15 protein-coding genes and 1 pseudogene are annotated in these 22,991 nt (G+C 48.5%); 8 read left to right on the top strand and 8 right to left on the bottom strand.

What is annotated here, in order from left to right; genetic code table 11:
• Nucleotides 1-12: 12 nt before the first annotated feature.
• The 3 genes from H3H32_RS37230 to H3H32_RS36580 all read right to left on the bottom strand — a co-directional run bounded on the left by H3H32_RS37230 (nt 13) and on the right by H3H32_RS36580 (nt 8,102).
• A complete protein-coding gene (locus H3H32_RS37230; RefSeq protein WP_220472584.1) occupies nt 13-3,231 on the bottom strand; it encodes a SprB repeat-containing protein in 3,219 nt (1,072 codons plus the stop codon).
• Between the two features lie 58 nt (nt 3,232-3,289).
• Nucleotides 3,290-7,132: a SprB repeat-containing protein gene (locus H3H32_RS36585; protein WP_182460603.1), complete on the bottom strand. Its 3,843-nt coding sequence runs from the start codon at nt 7,130-7,132 to the stop codon at nt 3,290-3,292.
• Between the two features lie 670 nt (nt 7,133-7,802).
• A complete protein-coding gene (locus H3H32_RS36580) occupies nt 7,803-8,102 on the bottom strand; it encodes a helix-turn-helix domain-containing protein (RefSeq protein ID WP_240543602.1) in 300 nt (99 codons plus the stop codon).
• A gap of 165 nt (nt 8,103-8,267) precedes the next feature.
• Here H3H32_RS36580 and H3H32_RS36575 point away from each other — a divergent pair, with 165 nt between their 5' ends.
• From H3H32_RS36575 to H3H32_RS36565, 3 genes are all read left to right on the top strand, one after another.
• Nucleotides 8,268-9,482 (top strand): transposase, encoded by a 1,215-nt coding sequence (locus tag H3H32_RS36575; RefSeq protein ID WP_182460602.1) that lies wholly within the window; start codon nt 8,268-8,270, stop codon nt 9,480-9,482.
• A gap of 108 nt (nt 9,483-9,590) precedes the next feature.
• The gene (locus H3H32_RS38380; protein WP_182460601.1) at nt 9,591-9,872 is read left to right on the top strand and encodes a TniQ family protein; all 282 of its coding nucleotides are present in this window, start codon (nt 9,591-9,593) and stop codon (nt 9,870-9,872) included.
• A 68-nt stretch (nt 9,873-9,940) separates the two neighbouring features.
• The gene (locus tag H3H32_RS36565; protein ID WP_182460600.1) at nt 9,941-10,918 is read left to right on the top strand and encodes an IS481 family transposase; all 978 of its coding nucleotides are present in this window, start codon (nt 9,941-9,943) and stop codon (nt 10,916-10,918) included.
• Between the two features lie 297 nt (nt 10,919-11,215).
• Here H3H32_RS36565 and H3H32_RS36560 read toward each other — a convergent pair whose 3' ends face one another.
• Both H3H32_RS36560 and H3H32_RS36555 read right to left on the bottom strand, forming a co-directional pair.
• Nucleotides 11,216-11,521, bottom strand: a complete 306-nt coding sequence (locus H3H32_RS36560; RefSeq protein WP_182460599.1) for a hypothetical protein — start codon at nt 11,519-11,521, stop codon at nt 11,216-11,218.
• A gap of 99 nt (nt 11,522-11,620) precedes the next feature.
• Nucleotides 11,621-12,451, bottom strand: a complete 831-nt coding sequence (locus H3H32_RS36555; protein ID WP_182460598.1) for an IS982 family transposase — start codon at nt 12,449-12,451, stop codon at nt 11,621-11,623.
• Between the two features lie 224 nt (nt 12,452-12,675).
• Between H3H32_RS36555 and H3H32_RS36550 the strand changes: the two are divergent.
• A pseudogene (locus tag H3H32_RS36550) lies at nt 12,676-13,332 on the top strand (ATP-binding protein); the annotation flags it as partial.
• A 74-nt stretch (nt 13,333-13,406) separates the two neighbouring features.
• Here the strand turns inward: H3H32_RS36550 and H3H32_RS36545 are convergent.
• The 3 genes from H3H32_RS36545 to H3H32_RS36535 all read right to left on the bottom strand — a co-directional run bounded on the left by H3H32_RS36545 (nt 13,407) and on the right by H3H32_RS36535 (nt 17,276).
• Complete coding sequence (locus tag H3H32_RS36545; RefSeq protein WP_182460597.1) at nt 13,407-14,315, bottom strand: Nif3-like dinuclear metal center hexameric protein; 909 nt, start codon at nt 14,313-14,315, stop codon at nt 13,407-13,409.
• A gap of 140 nt (nt 14,316-14,455) precedes the next feature.
• Nucleotides 14,456-15,802 (bottom strand): Gfo/Idh/MocA family protein, encoded by a 1,347-nt coding sequence (locus H3H32_RS36540; RefSeq protein ID WP_182464599.1) that lies wholly within the window; start codon nt 15,800-15,802, stop codon nt 14,456-14,458.
• A gap of 202 nt (nt 15,803-16,004) precedes the next feature.
• Nucleotides 16,005-17,276: a hypothetical protein gene (locus tag H3H32_RS36535; RefSeq protein ID WP_182460596.1), complete on the bottom strand. Its 1,272-nt coding sequence runs from the start codon at nt 17,274-17,276 to the stop codon at nt 16,005-16,007.
• Between the two features lie 132 nt (nt 17,277-17,408).
• On the opposite strand from H3H32_RS36535, the gene H3H32_RS36530 reads away from it, so the two are divergent.
• From H3H32_RS36530 to H3H32_RS36515, 4 genes are all read left to right on the top strand, one after another.
• Nucleotides 17,409-18,428, top strand: coding sequence for a right-handed parallel beta-helix repeat-containing protein (locus H3H32_RS36530; protein ID WP_182460595.1), 1,020 nt, complete (start codon nt 17,409-17,411; stop codon nt 18,426-18,428).
• 130 nt (nt 18,429-18,558) lie between these two features.
• Nucleotides 18,559-20,598 carry an ABC transporter permease gene (locus tag H3H32_RS36525; protein ID WP_182460594.1) on the top strand — a complete coding sequence of 680 codons (2,040 nt, stop codon included), beginning with the start codon at nt 18,559-18,561 and terminating at the stop codon, nt 20,596-20,598.
• Complete coding sequence (locus tag H3H32_RS36520; protein WP_182460593.1) at nt 20,595-21,020, top strand: ABC transporter permease; 426 nt, start codon at nt 20,595-20,597, stop codon at nt 21,018-21,020. Before H3H32_RS36525 ends, H3H32_RS36520 begins: the two co-directional genes overlap by 4 nt.
• Before the next feature lie 170 nt (nt 21,021-21,190).
• Nucleotides 21,191-22,933, top strand: a complete 1,743-nt coding sequence (locus tag H3H32_RS36515) for a serine hydrolase (protein WP_182460592.1) — start codon at nt 21,191-21,193, stop codon at nt 22,931-22,933.
• The last annotated feature ends 58 nt before the right edge of the window (nt 22,934-22,991 follow it).

Below are 22,991 nucleotides of genomic sequence, written 5' to 3'. Positions count from 1 at the left end.
CATTTTGGGTCATTAATTGAGGATAAGTACTCGTGACGACACCTGTGAATGTGCCGCATTGACTTGGAGCACATAGACATCCTGCTTGGCGTGAATATTGATGGAGAAACTGTAGTCTTTTTTCTCAGCATCAGAAGCTGTATAAACGACCTCGCCAGTAGTGACCCGAATCAACCGAATCTCTACTTTTTCAATTCGGGATAACTTTACCTTCACTGTAAATCGACCATAATTGGGATTCGGACTGATTTCCACGTTTTCAATCAGATTATAATCCTGATAGCCCAATCGAGGGTCTGTTTGTCCAGCACTATCCCGTTGAAAGACCTGTATATCGTGAAGAGCCAGATTATGGCAATCGCCTGAAAAAGCCTCCATTTGAATAGGATAAGTACCCTCGGCAATGATGACAAACGAGGTAGTTGTGGGTTGTAGTTGTGTTGTAAATGCTTCTGGCGGCAGAATCCAGTTAATTTTTTCGGGTTGGGGCTTCGTGATATCCAGTGCGACAATCGTATCGCCCACAAAAGCCTGGGTTGGAATTAGAAAATCGGCCTGCAATGCTTTTGATGAGTTTCGGAGTACATACGTTGCCGTGCGAACGCAGCCCGTTGCGTTCGTGACACTGACGGAATACGTTCCCGGCTGTGTAGCTGACAGCACAGGTTGGCGGGTCAGTTCCCGACCATCCAGGTACCAAACAACGGCGAGATTAGGATTATTGGCATCCAGCTTTACCAACTGGCCTCTACAAGTGGTTGACGAGTCCCCCAATAGAATGGGGTTGATCGCTTGGGGGGCTGCCACGCGAACGGGTATCCGAAGCTGGCAACCGTGAGCATCATGAGTCGTAACCTCGTAGCTGTTAGCTGCCAGGGTACTAAAGCGTAAACTATCCCCAACTACTACAGCTGAAACAGACTGACTTCCTGTCAATAGAGTCGCTCCATAGGGTGTTACTCCCCCCGTCAACTGAATCCCAACCGATCCGTTGGCGTCGCCAAAACAGCGGGGCGTTTGGGTTTGGATAGCCGCTGCCAGCGATTTGGGCCAGGTCAGCACCACCCGCTGGATCGTATCTTCACACCCTCGCCGGTCCACGGCTTTCAGCGTGTATTCGGCCTGAGTAAGTCCCACAAATCGTCCCGTGGATTGCGAGAGTCGGTTATCCAGCCAATAGGTATAGCCACTGTTACCACCACTGGCCGCTACATTGATGATCCCGTTTTGATCCCCCGCACAAAGCGGATCGATTCGATCCGTTAGACTCAGGCGCATCTTGACCGGTTCAGTAACCGGTAGCGAGGTCGATTGTCGACAGCCATTCTGATCCTTGACCCAGAAGGTATAAGTGCCTGCTTTCAAGTCGCCAAACACAGGGTCTGCGTAGTAGCGCGTCGTGTCGATGGCGTACCGATAGCCCGATACCCCGCCACCGGCCAGGAGTTGAACCCGCCCATTGGTCTCCCCGAAACAACGGACCGTATCGGCATACATGGCCAGCAAGGTGACCGCCGTCGGCTGGGGAACCAACGTTGGCTGAATAAGCTGGCAACCATGGGCATCAACGACCCGAATGGAATAGGTAGTCGACCGAAGCTGACTAAACTGGCCACTCGCCTGTAAACTGGTATCGCCCGGTGCGGCTCCGCCAATCGCGTAGCGATAGGGAGCGGTAGCACCCTGACCAACGACCGTGATGGTCCCGGTCTGATCCCCAAAGCAATCGTTGGGTTTGATGGTCGTCTGTACCGACAAGGCTGTGGGTTGTTCGAGTGTCAGCGACACCTGATGCCGACAGCCGTGACTATCGGTAAAGGGCAGCACATAAGGACCAGCGGTTAGGCCCACAAAGGCAAAAACGGGCGACGTGGCTGGTTTACCAGGACCAGTGGTTTGGTACGGGGAGGTCCCTCCCTGTACGCTCACCGTAATTTCGCCATTGGCTTCACCCCAGCAACGGGGCTGTTTGGTCACGAAGCCGGAGGTAATGGGCGCTGGCCAGGTAAGCCGAATCCGAGTGGTTGTCGTATCCGTACACCCCCGCCGATCGACCACCCGAAAGCCATAACTGGCCTGCGTGAGTCCCGTAAATGAACCACTTGATTGAGCCAGCCCGTTGTTGGTTGTGTACTGATACCCGCCATTGCCTCCACTGGCCAATACCTGAGCCTTGCCACTCGAATCGCCATAACAGAGCGGATCGAGCTGACTCAGCAGTTTGAGCTGCAGTTTAGTTGGTTCAGTCAGCGTCAGGCTGGCTTTGGTACGGCATTGATGCCCATCCTGAACCCAGAATTGGTACGTGCCTGCCCGTAAGCCGCCAAACTGATTGTCGCCCGCATAGGTCAGGCTGTCAATCGAATATTGATAAGTTGGGGTGCCACCACCAGCCATTAACTGAACTCGCCCATTGGTTTCGCCCTGACAACGAACCGTGTCGGCATAGAGGGGCTGAAGCGTCAATACCGTCGGCTGTTGCAAGGTAGCCGACTGCGTCGTCACGCACCCATTGGCATCCCGCACCCGCACCGAATAGCCGCCCGCTCGTAAACTGCCCAGGGTCGTGTTGGACACGTAATTAGTACCATCCCTCGAATAGGTATAGGGAGTTACTCCCCCGCTAGCCGATGCGGTTACGGCCCCCGTCTGATCGCCAAAACAATCATTATCTTTGGTGGTCACGGCCAGATTAAGAAGGGGTGGTTGCGTGATCAGTACCCGCATACTATCCAGACACCCTAATCGATTCAACACGACAATCTTGTGTTGTCCGGCCACCAGGCCGCCAAACTGAGGGGTGTCCTGAAAACTACCGCCATCGATCGCGTATCGGAACGGACCGGTCGTTGCTTCGGCTGTCACGGTCAACTGCCCATCACTGCCTTGCCAACACTTAACCGCCTGCCGATCCGTTAACCGAAGCCCCGCTCCGTTTTGGGGGAGCACCTCCAGGCTTAGTACCGTTGGGCAACTCAGGGGTACATCTTCCAGACGTAAAGCATAAATACCCGGCGCCAGATTCGTAAAATTGCGATTACTTGTTAGCGGCCCATTATTGAGCGAGACCTGATAGGTTCCTGAACCACCCTGGATGTTGGTCAATTGGAGGTCCGCATTAGGTGTGCGGCAATCACGAGGTGTTAGCGTGTAATCGGCTCGTAGGCTGTTCGCCAGGGTTAAACTAACGGGTTGGGTGTATAAACACAGACTATCTGCTATCGTAATCAAATAGCTCCCTCCCGCCAGATTCTCAAACCGCGGATTGCTACTTAAGCTAGCCTGCGTGCTAATTCCGTAGCTGTACGGTGGCCGCCCCCCCCACAACATTCTCGACGACGAGTTGGCCGGTAGCTTGCTGGCAGGAAGTGGGTGGCTGGGCTTGTACGTTAAAGCGAATGGCGGAGTTGCGAGGGCTGATGGCAACCGTATAGTCGCCCGTACAACCGGCTCCGTCACGGGCGGTGATTAGGTAATTGCCCGCGGCCAGCGCTTTGAAGATCCCATCGGCCGTCGGAGACGCCGTAAGGGCAGCGCCCCGACGATCCTGTCCGCTCATCGAAAAGACGTAGGAGCCATTACCACCCACGGCACTCAGTTGAATTTCGCCCCGCGTGTAGTATTCGCAGTCGACATCTACTTTTCGCAAAAGGCTCAGCACGATTTGATCAGGCTGGGTCAGGGTTTGGCCCGTGAGCTGAGCTGTACAGCCCTGGGCATCTTTTCCCGACAACAGGTAGGTGCCCGCAGCCAGACTTGTAAACGTACCGACCGGGCTAAGCGTACCATTGTTAAGGGCATACTGATAGGGAGCCGTCCCCCCACTACCCGCGACACTGAACTGACCACCATTATCCTGGAAACAGGTCAGTGATTTTCGGTTGGTAACCGCCAGCGTAAAGGGGGCCTGGGGCTGGCCGACCACGATCGACAGACTCGTGACACACCCATGCGTGTCCTGCACACGAGCCGTGTAGGAGGCAGCCCGTAGGCCTGTAAACTGAGCGGATGACTGATAAGCAGCCGTTGGGAGCGCAAAACTGTAGCCGGGCGATCCGCCAGTGGCCGTCAAACTGACCGCACCATCGGCTCCATCGAAGCAGCGTACATCGTTCCGGGTACTCACACCCAACTGGAGTAACGTAGGCTGGGTGACTGATACCGGCAATGTGGTCAGGGTACACCCATTCGCGTCCTTGACCCAATAGGTATAGCTGTTCACGACCAGATTGGCAAAATCCGTTGAACTCTGATAAGCCGTGCCATTTGCCGAGTATTGATAGGGCGTTGTTCCGCCCGAGGCTGCTACCCGATTCAGCCCCGAACTTCCACCCCAGCAGGCCACCGCCTGCATAACGGAAGCACTGGCGGTTAAGGCCGTAGGCTGCGTCACAACAAATGCCTGACTGACTTGACAGAGATTGTCTTTCAGGTGTAGCGTATAGTTGCCAGCCGCTAAACCTGTAAACTGAGCGGCTGGCTGATAATTGGTTCCGTCAACCGAATACATCAGGGTACCCACTGCTGTCGAGCCGGTAGCTGATGCCGTCATGCCTCCGGTCGACTCGCCAAAGCACCCAACGGGTTTCACCATAGCAATACTGAGCAGCAATCGGCTCTGGTAGCCAATTGTCGCCGGTACGGTGATCTGGCAGTTATTGGCATCCCGAATCGTTAACGTATAGACCCCTTCGGACAGACTCCTAAACGTATTGGTCGAGGTAAAACTCGTGCCGTCCTGGGCGAACCGATAGGGGCTGGTTCCGCCCGTGGCACTGAGCGAAAGCGCCCCATCCGATCCCCCCGAGCAGGCGACCGCCTGTAGGCTACTTAGCCCTCCCTGTAAAACCGCCGGTTGGCCAATGGTGGCCGAGGTAGAGGCCAGACAGCCATTGGCATCCTTTGTTTGCAGGGTATAACTCGCAGCCACTAACCCCGTGAACTGCCCCGACGCCCCAAAGCTGGTCCCTGTTCGGGTGTAGGTATACGGGGAGACACCACCCGATGCGGCTACGGTGAGACTGCCCGTGGCACCGCCAAAACAACCAGCGTCGGTTCGGTCGGTAACGGTTAGTTGTAACGCCGTGGGGTCATTGAGGGTCAAAATTCCGGTTGTGGCCACGCAGCCGTTGGCATCCTTGACCCAGTATTTATAGTTGCCCCGGGCTAGTCCCGAAAAATTAGCCGCTGTCTGATACGCGCTACCATCGGCCGAAAACTGGTAAGCCGTCACCCCGCCACTCCCCGCTACGGTGACCGCCCCATCGGCACCATTATAACAATGAATGGCCTGGGTAATGGTGGCCGTAGCGCCCAGAGCTGGTGGCTGACTGAGGCTAACGGGCAGGCTCACACGACACAGGTTATCCTCTGCCGTTAGTGTGTAGGTACCCGCCCCTAAACCCGTAAACTGAGTAGTTGACTGCAAGGCACCCGAATTGATTCCGTACTGCACGGCACCCACTGAGCTACCCGTTGTGGTGACACTTAGGGTGCCTGTGTTTCCACCAAAACAGGCGATATTCTGCTGGGCGACTACACTGAGGGCTAAATTGCTTTGCGTCGTCAATGTCGTACTCACCGAAGCGGTACAACCATTCACGTCTTTTACTGAAAAGGTATATACCCCAGTCGATAACCCAGTAAAGCTGGCCGATGAACCGTAAGCACCCCCGTTCTGACTATATTGAAACGGACCTGTGCCCCCCGAAGGATTCAGGGTAACGGCTCCATTGGTGTTTCCAGTACAGCTAACGTCGGTCTTACTCGCAATCGTGATACCCAGCGTGGGTGGCTGACTGACGGTCACCGTACGGGTAGCGGTGCAACCCGAGGCATCGCGCACGCCCACTGTATACGTTGTAGAAGCTAATCTGGTAAAGGTATTACTGGCAGAGTAAGCACCTCCATTCAGATTATATTGGAACGGCGCTTTACCACCCGTGACCGCCAGGCTAATCTGGCCCGTAGCGGCCCCACTACAACTGGCATTAATCACCGTCGGGTTTAGCGACAGATCATCAGCGATGGAAAGCTGTTGGCGGGTATATAAAACCCCATCGACCAGTACCCCAACCCACCCGGCCCCTGCCTGAGTCGGCGAAAAGGTGACGGATGAGCCGTAGGGTAACACGCCAGTGTTGGACAGACTTCCTCCCTGGGCATCAAAGACAACGAATCGTTCCAGTTCGTCGACGAGTACATTGTCGACGTAAGCCCGGAAGTAATGCCCATCGTAGGTGATCTTAAAGACTGAATGGCTATAATCACCCGTAAAATCCTTCTCACTAACAGCACTGGTATAGGTTGCTTTCTGGATGGCAAAGCCCGTATTACTAATATAGCGGAAGCTCATGGCGCCAATTCTCAAATCCAGATCACCACTATATACCGCGCCATTGTGGTGATATTCTATCGTTAGTGGCGTTTGGCCGGAGTAAAACTGCTGAGATATAAACTGAACAGGGCCATCAAAAGCCAGACTGCCATCCGCTCCGATTGTATAATTAACCGCTCCCTGGTAGCCTATGTGCGCAATTTGGTGGCCAGCCGCCGTCAAGGGATTTCCATTAATAAGGAATTGGCCAATTTGGGTGGCTGTTCCTTTCGCATTCGTCGAGGCAAACAAGGAATAGGTATGGAGTCCATGAGCCCCAACCGAAATAGGCTCACATCGCCCCACTATTAGTGGCGTACTGAGTCGACTGTAAGGAGCTGTTTCGTCACCGGGTGGAATACCGTTGCTGGCATGACTCTGTCCAACGGGCACCTCCACATAAACGTAATCGTCAGTAACAGTTTGTGAAAAGGGCGTACTACCACACTCATCACTGACCGTCAGGACATCGCCTGGCTTGAGTGTGCCAAAATCAAATTCAATAAAGCCCAGACCGCTGGCAAACCAGAAGAATTGATAAGCTGGCAGAGGTTGCCCATTGAGGGTAAAATGGACCTGGCTGGCACTGGAACAAATATGATTGTATGTATACACCCGTCGGTCAGTGTATTTGACCGGGTTCATATAGAGCTTATTCTGGGCCTGGGAGGCATTGGTAAATCCCAGCATCAGGAAGCTGACCAGGCAGGAAAAAGAAACAAAGAGGTAATGGCGTGAAGTAAAGGTTAATGGCATAGAATCGAAACTAGTGGTGGTTGACAAGGAGGTTAGATCCTCATCGGCCATTAGACGGGTAGTCAATCCAATAGTAATCGTATACTACTAATTATTTTTTACTTCTCATCTTGGCTACAAAGCCTATTGATTGGCCATAAATTCGTTTCGTTATATTTATCTGAGTTAGTCTTGGTAGATTAAGTAAACCTATAGGAGGCAAAAGCGTAGTACCTCCCAATCAGCTATGTCATGTAAAACTTGGCCCTTATCTGGTAGCTGATTAACCTTCAAGTAAAGTTAATCAGCTACCTTTCATTCATTTAGGGGAGTACAGTCAAGCTTATGATGAATAAAGATTTAGTCATTTTTCACGTAATAGGTAGCCTGTGACTGCTCAAAAGCTGATGGTGTAAATAGCATAAACTTGGGCACTATACTACAATCGGTTCAAGATATGGCTCACTATAGTAGGGCGAAAGAATTATAAATGTGAAAACCCGCACTTGTTCACTTTTGAACTGTTAACTGTTATAAGTCAGCTAAAAATGGGAAATTATACCAAACCCAAGACCACTATTAACGAGCCTGTTCGTTCAGGGAACAGCGGTTGGATAGCCAAGGATCACTATGAAGTATTCTTTGACGAAAAAGTAGGGCGAATTCAAGCGAATAAATGATCAGAAAGCCTTCAATCTTCTTCTTTGGTTAACTCCGGTAACGGGAAATCAAACAAGTAAGCAACTTCAACTTCTAGGGCTCTAGCTATCGCAAAAACGGTACTTATTGTCGTATTTACCTCTCCTCGTTCTATTCGGCCTATCTGCCGGGCATCAATTTGGCACTGATGGGCTAGTTCTGACTGAGAAAAGCCGTACTGCAAGCGCTTCTGTCGGACACTGCTGCCGAAAAGCTTTAATACTTCTTTGTCCCTGATGCCTATCACAAGGCAAAGAATCATAATTTGGAAAAAATCAAACAGGACATACATGTCCTATTTTCGACTTTTCTGCTTAATTTTGGGCATTTTCGACCATGAATCAGTAGGAGTTATGGCTTCTCGTAGAGTTGCTGGAACAAAGCTGAGCCCTCTACGGAAATCACGCCTTTCGGTTTTTTAACTGATCAGCCAATGGGCACGCTACCAGATCAATCTATGGAAACACAAAAACCATTTAATTATGAGTTGTTTCGCCAGCAGGCTGTTCAACAATTGCGAACGGGGGAACATAATGTACCTGGCATACAGGGGTTATTAGCTCCTGTCATCAAAGACTTACTAGAATCTGCCTTATTACCAGACACTTACTCAAGAAATGAGCCCAACAATGTAATTGCAAATAAGCCTGCAGACCTTAACCAGAAGACGACCTTATTTAACTGGCCACTTGATAACAGCCGCCCTAATCGATACCTACGACGAACTGACCATGTAGAGGAGACAAATAGAAAACGTATTGAAAAGGAAATTCTGAGTTTATACGAACAAGGGGTTCCTTATGAAACAATTGCCCATCAGATCAATGTCCGTTTTAAAGAACTGATTGATATTGACACATTAATCAACACAACGAATCAACTACTTCCTCAAATGCAGGCCTGGCTAAAACGCCAGCTTAAGCCAGTATATGCCTGTATATGGGTTACTGATAAAGCTATACAACTCTGGTCTGAGAGTGAATTACATACTATAATCTCTTACAATGTAGTTGGCATTGATCTGGAGGGTAATCGGGATATTTTAGGGCACTATATAACGAACAAAAGTTCAATCGATTTTTGGCCCGATCTACTTTATGACCTCAAAGTCCGGGGAATGAAAGATCCACTGATTGTTTGCTTTGAAAATATCGAGAAGATAAAACCCATTATTAACCAAGTTTATCCTCAGACACAAGTGCATAGCTCTATTATGCACCAAATGCAACATAGTCTATTACATATAAAAGGCAACGATTTACCGAAACTACGAAAAGCTCTCCAATCTGTTTATAAAGCGCTATCCCTAATAGAATCCGTTGAAACCTGGAAAACAGTAAAAGCGGTCTGGGAAGCTCGTTATCCTCTTATCATTAGTCAATGGGAACAGAACTGGGATAATTTAATGGGGCCAATGATTTACCCAGATCTAGTTCGTAAAATGACCCAGGGCAATCACTTAGTGACTACTTGCCAAGAGCTACTAGTAATTGCGACTAAAATAAATGGGCTTGACACTACAGAAACAGAACTATTAAAATCCCTATATATAACCAGTCGCCAAGTTCTTACTAAACAAAAATTGGGCGTCAATAAGTGGGGGGCGCTTATACAACAGTTAGCAGTCGTATTCGGTGAACGAATAGCCAAGAACCATACCAGCATCATCTAAAAGGATAAATCATATTCACCTTGACTGACTATTGGCTTAGGTTATACCAATTGTCATTCCTTCAGGCTATTACCCTCTTATCAACTTAATGAACCATTATAAACGATCATGGGCTCTGCTATCTTACCAGCTACAACCCACCCTCGGCCGGATGAAATTCTATCCAGTTGGCTAACTCGATTGGCCCACAGACATGCGATGAAATGCCACTCATTCTGCAAGGCATTATTCCCTGGTCAGAGTATATGGAATCGGGATATCGATAAATTAGCCCCTGAAGCAATACTAGTAGAACTGTCGCATAGAACTCTTACTTCTATAGATACAATTCGTCAAACAACGTTATCTAGCTACGAGGGCCGCTTATACTTACTTGTGATGGCTCGATAGATGCGCTACACTAAGGCCTTATGATATTTCTTGGTAATGTACTATATTGAGAACAAAAACTTCTCTTCATGGCACCTGACTCTGCATCGGCTCAGACTCGACAAAAGTGGCTGGCTGTGTATTACCAAGTAGGTTCAATTAGTGTGGCAGCCCGGCGATGTGGCATTGCCCGATCCACGCTCCAGCGATGGATTAAGCGAAAAGAACTAGAAGGATTTGAGGATCGTTCGCGTCGGCCTCACCATTTAGCCCGTCAGCAGTTCGACGATGAAGTGGAAAATCTGGTTTTGCAAATTCGTCAGACTCAAAACATTGGCAAGATTCGGATCTGCTCTTTTTTATTTCAACAGCACTCCATTCAAGTATCCGTGGCCACCGTAGGACGCATTCTAAAAAAAAACGATTGCCCACCCATCAAACGCTTTCATAAACAGCAGCCATTTATCCGTTATTCCCGACCCATACCCAGTGACCGAGTGCAAATGGATGTCTGTAAAATTACCACAGGTATCTATCAGTATACGGCTATTGATGACTGTAGTCGCTTTCGAGTCATGTATACCTATAAACGTCGAACGGCGGCTAATACCATTGACTTCTTAGATCGCTTAATTGAGCAGATGCCTTTTCCCATTCAACGGATTCAAACTGATCGAGGTCGAGAGTTTTTTGCCTATTGTTTTCAGGAGCGGTTGATGGAATATCACATCAAATTTCGCCCTATCAAACCTCGCTCTCCTCATCTCAATGGCAAAGTTGAGCGTAGCCAGCAGACCGATCTTCAAGAGTTTTATCGTACAGCCGACCTGAAGGATGCTCACTTAAACGACCGCTTAGAAGAGTGGCAGTTTTACTATAACTATCAACGTTCTCATAGTTCACTGAACGGAAAGACACCTGGTTTGGCCGTAGCTGAAATAGGGGCCGAAACGCCGTTCTGGGATGATGTGATTGCTCGTTATGATCCCAGTAAAGAAAGGATTCGGGAGCAACATTATGCTCGCGACAAACAAGTAGCCAGCCATCGACGGAAGTCTAAAACTTAGAAAAGTACCAAGATTAGACAGTGGCTGACTGTAGCGTATCTATCGAGCCATCACAGGTAAAGTAGGAGGTGTCAATTTTATTTCTATACATTGTATTTGGCATTCTTCATGAATTTTCACCACCTGCAAGCGCTGCTTAGTTAAATACCAATCCTTAATCACTTGCTCAATAATAGTTTCAACGGGTGGACTCAATCGCGTTTTTCCCTTGCTTCCTTTGGGTTTATCAAGTAACGACTCTCTTGTCCCATCAAAAAATTCACTGTAGACGTAAAGTCTGCTAACATATATATGATATTACTTAGCTACCTCTTTAAACGACATACCATCTTTTAACGCATTCATCATTTCCATCCTCTTCCCAGCTTTAGCCCAGGCTTTTGGTCGAGATGTTGCAGCATCTTCATCATTTCCTAAATCCACGCTAGCTAAGCCTATCGTAGGAATTAGAACTGGCTTTAGTTTTAGTATGGAAACACGTATCTTATAACCCGTATCGACGAATTGGCAGCGTACATAGTCAAGATCTTCCTGCTTTACAACAACCACCTCTTTGCCATCAAACATATAATGTTCGCCCGAAGAAAAGACCTGAGAATCCATCAGTAATTGTTATTTTAATTGATTATACATTTATTTTCCCCTTAAATATCTAAAATACATATTACACTCATAACCAATAGATTAATTCAAGTTGCGAGATTATAGAGCATGTGGCGTAAGTCCGTCGAAGGTATATGCCAGAAGGAATAAAAACACTTTCAAGAGGAATCCTTTGGCCGTTACCGCATGAATATGGCGGGGAAATAAGTCGGTGATCTGACTAAATGCCCCTTCAATTGGCTTGCGGAAGTGGTTCTTAAGAAACACTTCCCAAGGCTGGTCAGGGCGGTGAGAATTTATTTTGCGATGAATTCGAAGATAAATCTGTTCATGCTGGGCATATAAATCTTCCTGTTCATAGTCGGTGTAGCCTTTGTCGCCATACAGTTCACTGCCCGCTGGCAGATCAATAGTCATAGACTGCAGGGCTGTGACATCGGCAAAGCTACCTGCTAGCACGAAATAATCAACTGGCAAGCAATCTTCATCCACAATGACTTGAATCTTGAAACCGTAAAAATATTCCTTTTTAGCTTCATTGTAGCCATGATAGGCTTTGCCTTTCAGCAATTTACAAACCGGAATCCGGCAATTGCGGCAGACGGCTACGGGAAACGAATCAATGATATAACGGCTACTGATATTGAGGTCTTTAAGGGTAAATCCCAAGGAATGAAAGAGGGCTATTAACCGGGCTTCAAGTCGATGAATACGTCGATTAAATCCTGATTTGTCGATCATTTTTAAACCATGATGTTCGCGCATATATTTCATAGCCGAGCCTTGATTACCGTAAAAGAACAGGGCCGCTAGCAAAGCGGTTGTCGCGATTTCGGCATCATTAAGTTTACAATGAGCATCTTCTTTAGGGGCACTAAGCTTGAAGAAATCGTCTAAAAAGCAGTAGATTGCTATGGCTTTGTCAGTCATGGGAGTTGTTATTTTAGAACCTCGGAGACTCTAAAATACACTCCTGACTGGCAGGCTCAAACTATCTCGCAACTTGAATTAGATTAGTCAAGTGTTTGCAATTTTTCGCTTTAGGTTCTTTATATTTCTATTTTTTCTCATTTACTACTTAAAAAATTCTCACTTACTATTTTAAAAAATCCCCTGATGTAGCTTTTTTTTCTCGTTTACTATTTTATTTCACAATTTCGTTGGCACATAATGGTGTTCTATTTTTAGATGAATTACCCGAGTTTAAACGCTCGGCGCTGGAAGTGATGCGCCAACCGCTCGAAGATCGAAAAGTGAGTATCTCGCGGGCGAAATGGGCAGTAGAATTTCCTGCCAGCTTTATGCTCATTGCCAGTATGAACCCCTGCCCCTGTGGGTACTACAACCATCCTGAAAAAGAGTGTGTTTGCGGGCCGGGCATTGTTCAGAAATACCTGGCTAAAATCAGCGGCCCGCTCCTCGACCGGATTGATTTACACGTCGAGGTCACGCCTGTTTCCTTCGATCAGATGACGGCCAATCGGCCCGCTGAACCTAGTGAAGTAATTCGTGAACGAGTCATAAAGGCCCGAGAACGGCAAACAACGCGTTTTGCCGATCAGCCAGGTATTTACAGCAACGCCATGATGCCCTCGCAGATGGTAAAAGAAGTTTGTATCATCAACGATGCAGGCCGCGCCTTACTCCGAACAGCCATGGAGCGGCTGGGCCTATCCGCCCGTGCCTACGATCGTATTCTGAAAGTGTCGCGCACCATTGCTGACTTAGCTGGTTCCGATGAAATCAAGATTGAACACCTCGCCGAAGCCATTCAATACCGTAGCCTGGATCGGGAGAGCTGGGCAGGATGACACTATTTTTCTGACAGGATTCACAAGATTACTAGCTAAGCTAAAAATCCTGTGAATCCTGTCGAAAAGAAATCTCACTCGTATGTAAAGGCATTACCTGATGGAATGTAGCTGATTTTCATGCCCGGCAATTTCGGTTTCAACCAGGGCACCAGCCATTCCATACCGGCGGCTTCGCTCATGATGTGCCCCATGATCACCAGCGACAGTTTCTGCCCCTGCCGACGCGCATCCCGAACATACTCGGGCGTTTCCCATTCACTGGATTCCCCGCAAAATATCACATCCGGCTTTACCTTTTCAATAGCCGTTATCTGACTTCGTCCGCCCGCAGCACCGGGCATCAGCAAGATGCGTTTGCAAGACTGCGATGTATCACCAACTACCCGAACCTGTTTGATACCTAGTTTCCCCTTAACATGCGTAATGAGCTGACTCAGTGGTGTAGCCGCTAATGTTACGATGTGGGCATCCTGCGCATCAGCGTATTTCGCCCAGCCCAAAGTCTCCAACATACCAGTCTGAATACCATCCGGCCGATGTGAGTGCCAGTAATCATGAAAGCGCCAAAGCGCAATTCCATTTTTGGTTAGCAGCTCCTGTTTGTGTCGAAAGACCGGATCGTTTTGTAGCCAGTCCGTTTCATCCAAATGGTTGTAAAACGTCGGTTCGTGAGCAATGATGAAATTAGCTCCGGCGGCAATGGTTTTTTCGATTACCTCAATGGTCGCAAACATCGTCGATACGATACCCGTCACTTTTTGAGAGGCATTTCCCGACTTCAGGGTATCAACCGTCTTTGGAAACGGCGCATTCGGAATCGTTTTAAGGATCAGGTCCATCACCTGCCCAACGGTAATCGACTCCTGACTAGCCCAAAGTTGCTCAGCCTGAATCAGGCCGGGGGTGCTCATAAGCATTGATGTCCCCACCGCTTTGGTTAGGTCCACTACAAATTTTCGTCTTCCGGAAGTGTTTTGCATAAATCTAGTTAATTCTGGCGCGGGTATTTACCCGTGCCTATTCATAAAGTCAGCATTCGCTGACGCATTGATTGGCCATTTAAGCGCCAGTGAATACTGGCGGCATGAACAGGCACGGGTGAGTACCAGCGCCAGAAAAATCAAACCGTTGGCAATTGCCACGGACTGTTATAATGGGCTTTTACCAAGTCGTTTGCTTTAGCATCGTTGATAATCGCACTTTTTGCATCGTCCCAAAACAGTTTTTGCCCCAGACGGTGAGCCATATTGCCCAGTTGCGCATTCACGGCTACGTTGCGCCCCACTTCCACCGGACAGTTTGTTGTCTGGCGGCTTCGGACACATTCCACAAAATTGAGTGTATGTCGGTCAAGATCTTTACCGTCGCCATATTGCGCAGGCATGGCAGGAGTCAGGTATTGACCACCGTTAATTTCGGGCAGTACCTCCCACTTACCCCGATCGATCACTACAGTTCCCAGGTTACCAATAAAGGCCACGCCATGGTCACGGTCGTAAGGGCCGCGCCCGATGCCAATCGACTGATCCCATGATAGCGTGAAATTACCATAATCGTAAAGCACCTGCATAGTATCAGGCGTTTCGCCATCCTGATCCGGAAAAGCAAATCGGCCGCCTACAGACACTACTGATTTGGGTGTACTAACCTGCATTCCCCATAAGCCAATATCGACCATGTGAGCACCCCAGTCGGTCATTAGGCCACCCGCATAATCCCAGAAGTAGCGAAATGTACCGTGGAAGCGATTACGGTTGAAGGGGCGTTTCGGAGCTGGTCCGAGCCACATGGCATAGTCGACTCCTGCCGGAACGGGTTCATTAGCTACCACCGGAAACGTTTTGCCATAGGACATGTACGCCCAGGTTTTCACCGTCCGAATCGTCCCAATCTTTCCTGAACGAACATAATCGATGGCATTTTTCCAGTGCGGACCACTCCGTTGCCATTGCCCAACCTGCGTAACCCGTTTGTATTTACGAGCGGCTGCCACCATCAAATCACATTCCTGGATGCTGTTAGCCAGCGGTTTTTCGACGTACACATCTTTCCCTGCCTGACAGGCGTAGACCGTAGGTAAACAATGCCAGTGGTCGGGCGTCCCAACAATGACTGCGTCAATGTCTTTATTCTCCAGCAACTTCCGAAAATCAGAATAGAGCGTCGCTTTCTGACCTGACGCTTGTACCGATGGCAACTTTGCCAGATCAGATGCACGTTTATTGAGCACATTCTGGTCAACATCGCACAGCGCGATACAACGTACGTTTGGGTGTTTAAGCATTGAGCTAAGGTCAGACCAGCCCATGTTGTTGCAGCCAATCAGGCCAACCGATACGGTATCGGCAGCGGAGAACAAACGCGACGGAGTAGATGCAATCGATTCGTCTGGAACCAATGTAGCCAACCCGGCGCTGGCCGCTAATTGGGTAGAGTTTTGGAGAAATTGTCGGCGCGATGTATTCATTTGGGAAGACCGCAAGAGTCAGGAGTTAAGGAATATAATCCAAAGACAGTTGAGTCTTATTTCTTTGGTTTCCCCTATTTTAAACTTTCCCTTTTATAGAAACGTCTACGCTATTTTTTGTCATTCCGACCTTAGGAGGAATCTCAAAGTCCCCATAGGTCAAGCTTGAGATTCCTCCTAAGGTCGGAATGACAAAAAATAATCAAAAAGCCTGAAACACCTTTTTTCCACCTGCCTGTAAATTAATGTTCTTCACGGCGCCTGTTCCTTTAAATCCGTAGGCTATTCCAACAATAGACACCTTCTTTTGAGGCAAAGCCGTTTCGTACGCCAATTCACCGTTCACGTGGTAATAGAGCTTGTGTCCATCGCTTTTACAGGACACGTTTACCCAGTTGGCAAAGTCGACCCCCAAACGGGATAAATCCGTCTTTTTACCGGAAATCATATGCGTACCATCCAATAGCGTAAGCTCCGATACACAACCTTTTGTAGAAAGCGGTATCGTAATCGGCATATCGTCGGTGATTAGTTCGACCCAGGTTAATTGGCAGGTAGCGGCTCCTTCACCATAGTCATTCCGTACGTCACTACTAAACGAGAAATTGGTTATCGGAACAGACTTGAAATTCCCAACATTGAAATACTTAACCATCGGAACATCAGGCTGTAAAGGCACATTCTTCTGTTGAACGCCGGCAATGGGAAGTTGGAGTCGATCCGGCCTGATATAGTCAGACGATTTCAGGTAAACGGGCACTGGATTAGTGGCAATGGTTCCAAGCCATCCATCGGTCGGAATCAGCAGAGGATGCTCCTGAACGATTTGCTTCCCAACAATCAATTTTGCCCGATAATACCCTGGTTCATAGTAAATAGAAGTGTGCGTTTGCCCATTTTTATCTACCAACGTTCGTAAACGCGGGTTCCACGATTGTTGGATATAGACCGAATCGGTGGGTGACGCCGACGCATCGTAGGTAAAAATAATCGAGTTGGGAATGCTGCGCGTCAGCGGTTTACTGCTAAAGTGGTACTGTTCCGCATTTAACTGAGGCTGCTTTTGATCAAACGCAACGAGACCAATCAAAACAACCGCCACAACAAGACCCACCATCCAGCTCAGCTTCACCCAATTGATCGCCGGTTTAGTTCCTGACTTCATCGGTAAAGGTTCTACAGGCGTAGGTGGCAACTCCTGCGGAAGCTGTGCCCTGATGAAAGTGCGCCAATCGGAATAGCCCGCAAATTGGGCCAGCGTATTCAAGGTTGTATTGCTGGGCAAATGCTGGTAATCGACCCGCCCCCATATCCGGCGCAAGGTACTCGCACTTAGCGAAACGCCCGTTTCGTCCAGAATCCGTTGCTGGAGGTTCTCAAAATCGACACTTGTCCAGGTTTCGCCCGCTCCCCAGTCGAGTTTTTGTTCAATAAGCTGTTTGCATCGGAGCAAATCCGTCGAATCAGAAATCATTGTAAATCAACATGATAAAACTTGACAAAACTTGACTGACAAATGAATTGCAACGTGGTAAACGGGGAAAGTAGGTTTGCGGATGCCTATCGCATCCTTACTTTTTTCAATCCATTAATTCAGGTAAACAACATGAGCAAGTTACTCTTTTTAGTCATTAGTTTATGGGTAAGTTTCCTCTTCCCGCTAAGCGCCCAAACGTTGTATGTCGATGTTACCCGTGGCAACGATGCTGCCAAAGGTACACTTTCTGACCCGTTAGCCAGTTTAGATAAAGCCGTAACCCTGGCTCGCGACTTTAGCGGGAATGAACCTGTAACGATTAAACTCCACCCCGGCTTATACACACTACGGCAGGTACTGGAAATTAAAACCCGGAATGCATCGGGCGATACCGCCCGTTACAATCTGGAGGCCGTTACCATGCCCAACGATCCTGATTGGCAACCAACCAAGATGCCCGTTATCCAATCGGTGTCGGCCGATAATTCCACCAAACAGTTTGCCCACGCGATTGGCTTTCTGGTCGCCAAAAATAACGTAAGTTTTAGGGGGCTCAAGTTTTTGGGGAATGCGAATCCTACTGTACGCTATTATTATCCGATCACCCGAGAAGAAGAAACCTTACAGGGGCTCGAGGTAAGTCAGTGTTATTTCATTGGCGAAAAGAATTCTGCGCCTATTCAGGGAGCTATCTGGGCGCACGGTGGTGGAACCCACGTTGATCACACCATTTTTTACGGCTGTAAGAATGCGCTCCTGCTCTTCAAATCGATCAAAAACTTCTCGCTAACCAATTCAATTATTTCCGGCTCTTATGAAGCTGCGGTATGGTTTGGCCCGTACGATTCCGAGTTTGTGTTCCGCAACAACATCGTTACCAATTGTGAATACTTCTGGCTTCGGGCTGAGAATACGACGCCTAGCTATAGGTTTAGCAACTCTGTTATTGCGGGGAACGCCCACTACATGGGATTTTTCGGTTCCAAAGGGGCAGTGGAGGCCAGTTCAACGAACCAGATCGAACAGGGCGTCAAAAAAACGGGGACGATTCTATTGAGTGAGGTAAAAACTAATGGGTTACCTACCGACTACCTTAACCCGCTCCCCCAATCAGCGGGCTACGACCTGAAAGCCGGGATTTTTAAATAATGGATAGTGTGAAATGAATAATGGACAATCGATAATGTAGATGTCCAGCTTACGAAGCGTACCTCCACCCCCATTATCCATTATTCATTTCCCATTATCCATTATCCATTATTCATTCCCTCCTCCTACCATGTTTAGAAATTATTTAACCATTGCTCTGCGCAATTTTCGGCGTCAGAAAGGGTTTACCATACTCAATATTACGGGTTTAGCCATTGGGCTGGCCAGCGTTACGCTCATCTATCTGTTCATTATTGACGAACAGGACTTTGATCGCTTTCACCCTGACTCCGATAACCTCTATATACTGGGAACTCACCGGAAGGTGAATGGCCAGGAAGGGACATCAGCTTACGCAGCGGGTGCGTGGCTGAAAGCCCTTAAGAGTCATTTCCCAGAAGTTGTAGGCGGAACACAAGTGACTTCAATGGGCTATCCGGCTTCGTTTTGGGATCGACAAACGGATAAAATTCTCTTGTCGGAGAATGCGTTCTGGGTAAATCCTGACTTTAAGTCTGTGTTTCATTTCCCATTGCTGCACGGCGATCCAGAAACCGTATTCGATAAACCCAACGGCATTGTACTCAGTGCAACGATTGCCCGACAGTTTTTCGGCGATGAAAATCCCGTTGGCAAAACGCTGGAAATAAGCCACATCTATGCAACCGACAATAAGTACATTCCGCTGACCATAACCGGGGTGCTTGACGATTATCCGGCCAATTCGCACATCCAGCCCGACTACCTGATCAGCACCGGCATGTTACGTTCGATGATGACGGCCAATAATACGAACTGGCTGGAAAACTGGGGCGCTGGGCCTGGCTGGTTCCTGACCTACCTGCATACAACGCCCAATGCAGATGTTGAGAAAATCAGACGATTATTCAATCAGGTTGTCCAGGCCAATCTTCCCAAAGACCCCACTCGCCTGGTTGAGCCAGCCATTATGCCCCTGAGCGGTGTGCATTTCAATCAGGAACTCCGATCCAGCTATAACAACAGCCGGATTGGCGATAAAAAGTACCTCTACATTTTTGCTTCGACGGCCCTGCTCGTCATCATCATTGCCAGCATAAACTACATGAATCTGGCAACCGCCCGTGCCGTTCGACGAGCGAAAGAAATTGGTTTGCGTAAAGTGCTGGGCAGTAACCGACTTCAGTTGGTCGGCCAATTCCTGGGCGAATCCCTGATTACTACCTTCGCAGCGTTGTTGCTTGCGTTGGTGTTAGTCGTCCTGTTGTTGCCCCTGTTTAGCATCATTGCGGGCAAACAATTTACACTGGCTCATTTGGTGCAGGGCAAACTCATCGGATTTACAGTAGGTACTACACTGCTGGTTGGCCTGCTTTCCGGGAGCTATCCCGCGCTGTATTTATCGGGGCTGTTACCCATCAGTGTCCTCAAAAATAACCGATTCACCAGCCGCAGTTCCGACTGGCTTCGAAAAAGTCTGGTTGTGCTGCAATACACCATCACGATTCTGCTCATTGTCTCGACCGGCATCATGATGAAGCAGATGAATTTCATTCAACACTCAACCTTAAGCCAAAGTGGCGATCAATTATTGTCGATTCGCTGGTCGGGTATGGCTTCAATGGATAAGTACCGCTCGCTAAAGCAGCGCATTCTGGAAGACCCTGAGATCGAAGTCGTCACGATGGCGAATCACTTACCCAATCAGGATTATTTTGGTTCGTTGGATCATGATGTTACGTTTCCGCAACTAGGTAATCAGCCTTACTCCTGGGCAGCTATGCACGGTGATTTCGATCTTCCACAGGCGTTTAACCTTGAATTGATCGCCGGGCGAACATTCAGAAAGGACAATCCAGCCGATTCCAGTACGTATCTACTCAACGAAAGTGCCGTAAAATCCCTGGGCCTACCGCTTGACAAAGTGCTGGGTATGCGCCTGACAATCAAGCTGCCTTATGAGCAGCCCAATCAGAGGAAGGAAGGAACCGTAATCGGCATCGTCCGCGATTTTCCTTATCGATCCATCCATCACACCATTTCGCCCCTGGCGATCAGCGCACACCCTGACCCCGAAGACCGAATAGTGTACATAAAATTACCAGCGGGTAAGTTTCAGGAAAAGGTTGCGGAGGTCGAGAAAAATGGAAACAGGTGCTGCCCGGTGTTGGCTTCGGACACTGGTTTATGAGCGAGGAATTTGGTCGGATGTATGAAGGTGAAAATCGAATGTCGGGGCTGTTCAAATCGTTTTCCCTGCTGTCTATTCTGATTGCCTGTCTGGGGTTATTTGGTCTGTCATCGTACCTGGCCGAACGACGAACGAAGGAAATTGGGATTCGTAAAGTGATGGGGGCTTCGCTCCCGCAGATTCTGCGCTTACTGTTTACACCCTTTCTCAACTTGCTGGCCGTAGCCTGTGTGATAGCATTGCCATTAGGCTGGTTCATGATGTACCGCTGGCTCGAAGATTTTACGTATCGCGTATCCATTGATGCGGTCATTTTTGTGATCAGTATTTTCCTGGTTCTCGTACTAACGGTTGCAGTTGTCAGTTACGAAACCGTGCGGGCGGCTCAGGCAAATCCACTGAATTCTATACGGCAAGAGTAACAATGGGTAGATGATCGTGTAGCGATCAAATGTTTATAGTCAATTAACTATAAACATGTCATACCTACGGCATGTAAAGAAATGACTACCAAAGGAATTAATCTCTCGCAAGCAACGAAAGTTAGTTTTTACGCATCTTTGGAGTAACTATTCCCCTCACTGTCACTCCTATGCGTCTAGTTGTTCAGTCCATCACCGTTCTTTCGCTGTTATCGCTCATTGTCGAAAGCCGTGCCGACGACCTCGATGAGTTTATTAAGAAGCAAATGCAGAAACGAGGAGTACCTGGTCTGTCTATTGCCATTATTCAGGATGGTAAAATTGTGAAGGCAAAAGGGTACGGCGTCATCGAAAAAAATGGCACTACACCTGTCACTCCATCAACTCTTTTCCAGGCGGGATCAATTAGCAAATCGGTCGCGGCTGTCGGAGCGTTGTATCTGACCGAAAAAGGGCAACTATCGCTCGATGAAGACGTTAACGCCAAACTAAAAACCTGGAAAGTCCCGGAAAATGAATTTACGAAGGACAAGAAAGTAACGTTACGGGGCTTACTGAGCCACACCACCGGGCTGACCGTACATGGGTTTCCCGGTTATGAAGTTGGTAAACCAATTCCATCGGTCGTGCAGATTCTCGATGGTACTTCTCCGGCCAATACTCCTGCTGTACGGGTGGATTTTGTGCCGGGAACTCGCTGGCGCTATTCGGGTGGTGGCTACACAGTTATGCAGCAACTCATGCTCGACGTAACGGGCCAGCCTTTTCCGCAGTTCATGCAGAAAAACGTATTAGGTCCTTTGAAAATGGCCGAGAGCACCTACCAACAGCCGCTTCCAGCCGATAAAGCTAAAACAACCGCCACCGGCCATTATGGCGATCGTAATCTGGTAAAAGGGCGTTGGCATATTTACCCCGAAATGGCAGCCGCCGGACTCTGGACAACTCCATCTGATCTGGCCCGTTTTGCCATCGGTATTCAGAGTTCTTTTGCCGGTAAACCTGGTTCTGTCTTATCGAAGAGCATGACCCAGCAAATGCTTACTGATCAGAAGGACAAGGATGGATTGGGCGTCTTTCTGGAAGGCGAAGGATCAACAATGCGATTCGGACATAACGGTCGGGATGAAGGCTTCGATGCCTTTATGACGGCTGGTGCCGAAACCGGACAGGGTTTGGTTATTATGATCAACGCCAATGACAACTCCCGCATGATGGGCCTAATCACGGAGGAAGTTGCTAAACAATACCACTGGCCGGACTATAAGTCAAGGGTAGCCACCAAACGTATCGCTGTGCCTGTCGATGCCAAAGTCCTTACTGCCTATGAAGGCCGCTACGAACTTAACAACAACCAAATGATCACATTTGCAGCCAGCAAAGACCGGCTGTATACACTAACCGATGGCTTTGATGACGAAGAGTTTATTCCCGAAACACCAACCCGCTTTGCCTCAGCCGATCGCGATATTTACTTAACATTCAGCCCTAACGCAGCGGGAGAGGTTACTGAACTGCTTTGGAAAACCAACAAAGGAGAACGAAAAATACCACGCATTGGGCCACTCTTTCACGCACCCAAATCAGCGCCCGATCCTGATGCAGAGCGTACAAAAAAAATTGAGGTTGCCCTAAAGGCTATGGCTAAAGGCGGGAAAGCCGTAGACGAAGTGCCGGGCGTTACACCGGGAGTTCGGAAGGATTTCGCACAGGGAGCGGGCGCACCTACCGATCTGAACACCATTACGTTCCTGAGCGCCGAGGATGTTAAAGGGCGTGGCATTGAGCGCCATGAAGGTAAAGTCGATCAGATTCTGAATTATAAATTTGGTTCTACGAATGCTCCCCATTACGTAATCGTCTATCTGACATCCGATGGATTAGTAACGGATTATGATGTAGTGGAGAAATGACCCATAAATCGATAAGGTTTTGCAACTTTATAAGGCAACTGTTTAAACTTTACTTCTA

It is taken from the genome of Spirosoma foliorum, assembly GCF_014117325.1.
Lineage (GTDB): Bacteria > Bacteroidota > Bacteroidia > Cytophagales > Spirosomataceae > Spirosoma > Spirosoma foliorum.
This window is presented reverse-complemented; position numbering and strand designations above follow the sequence as displayed.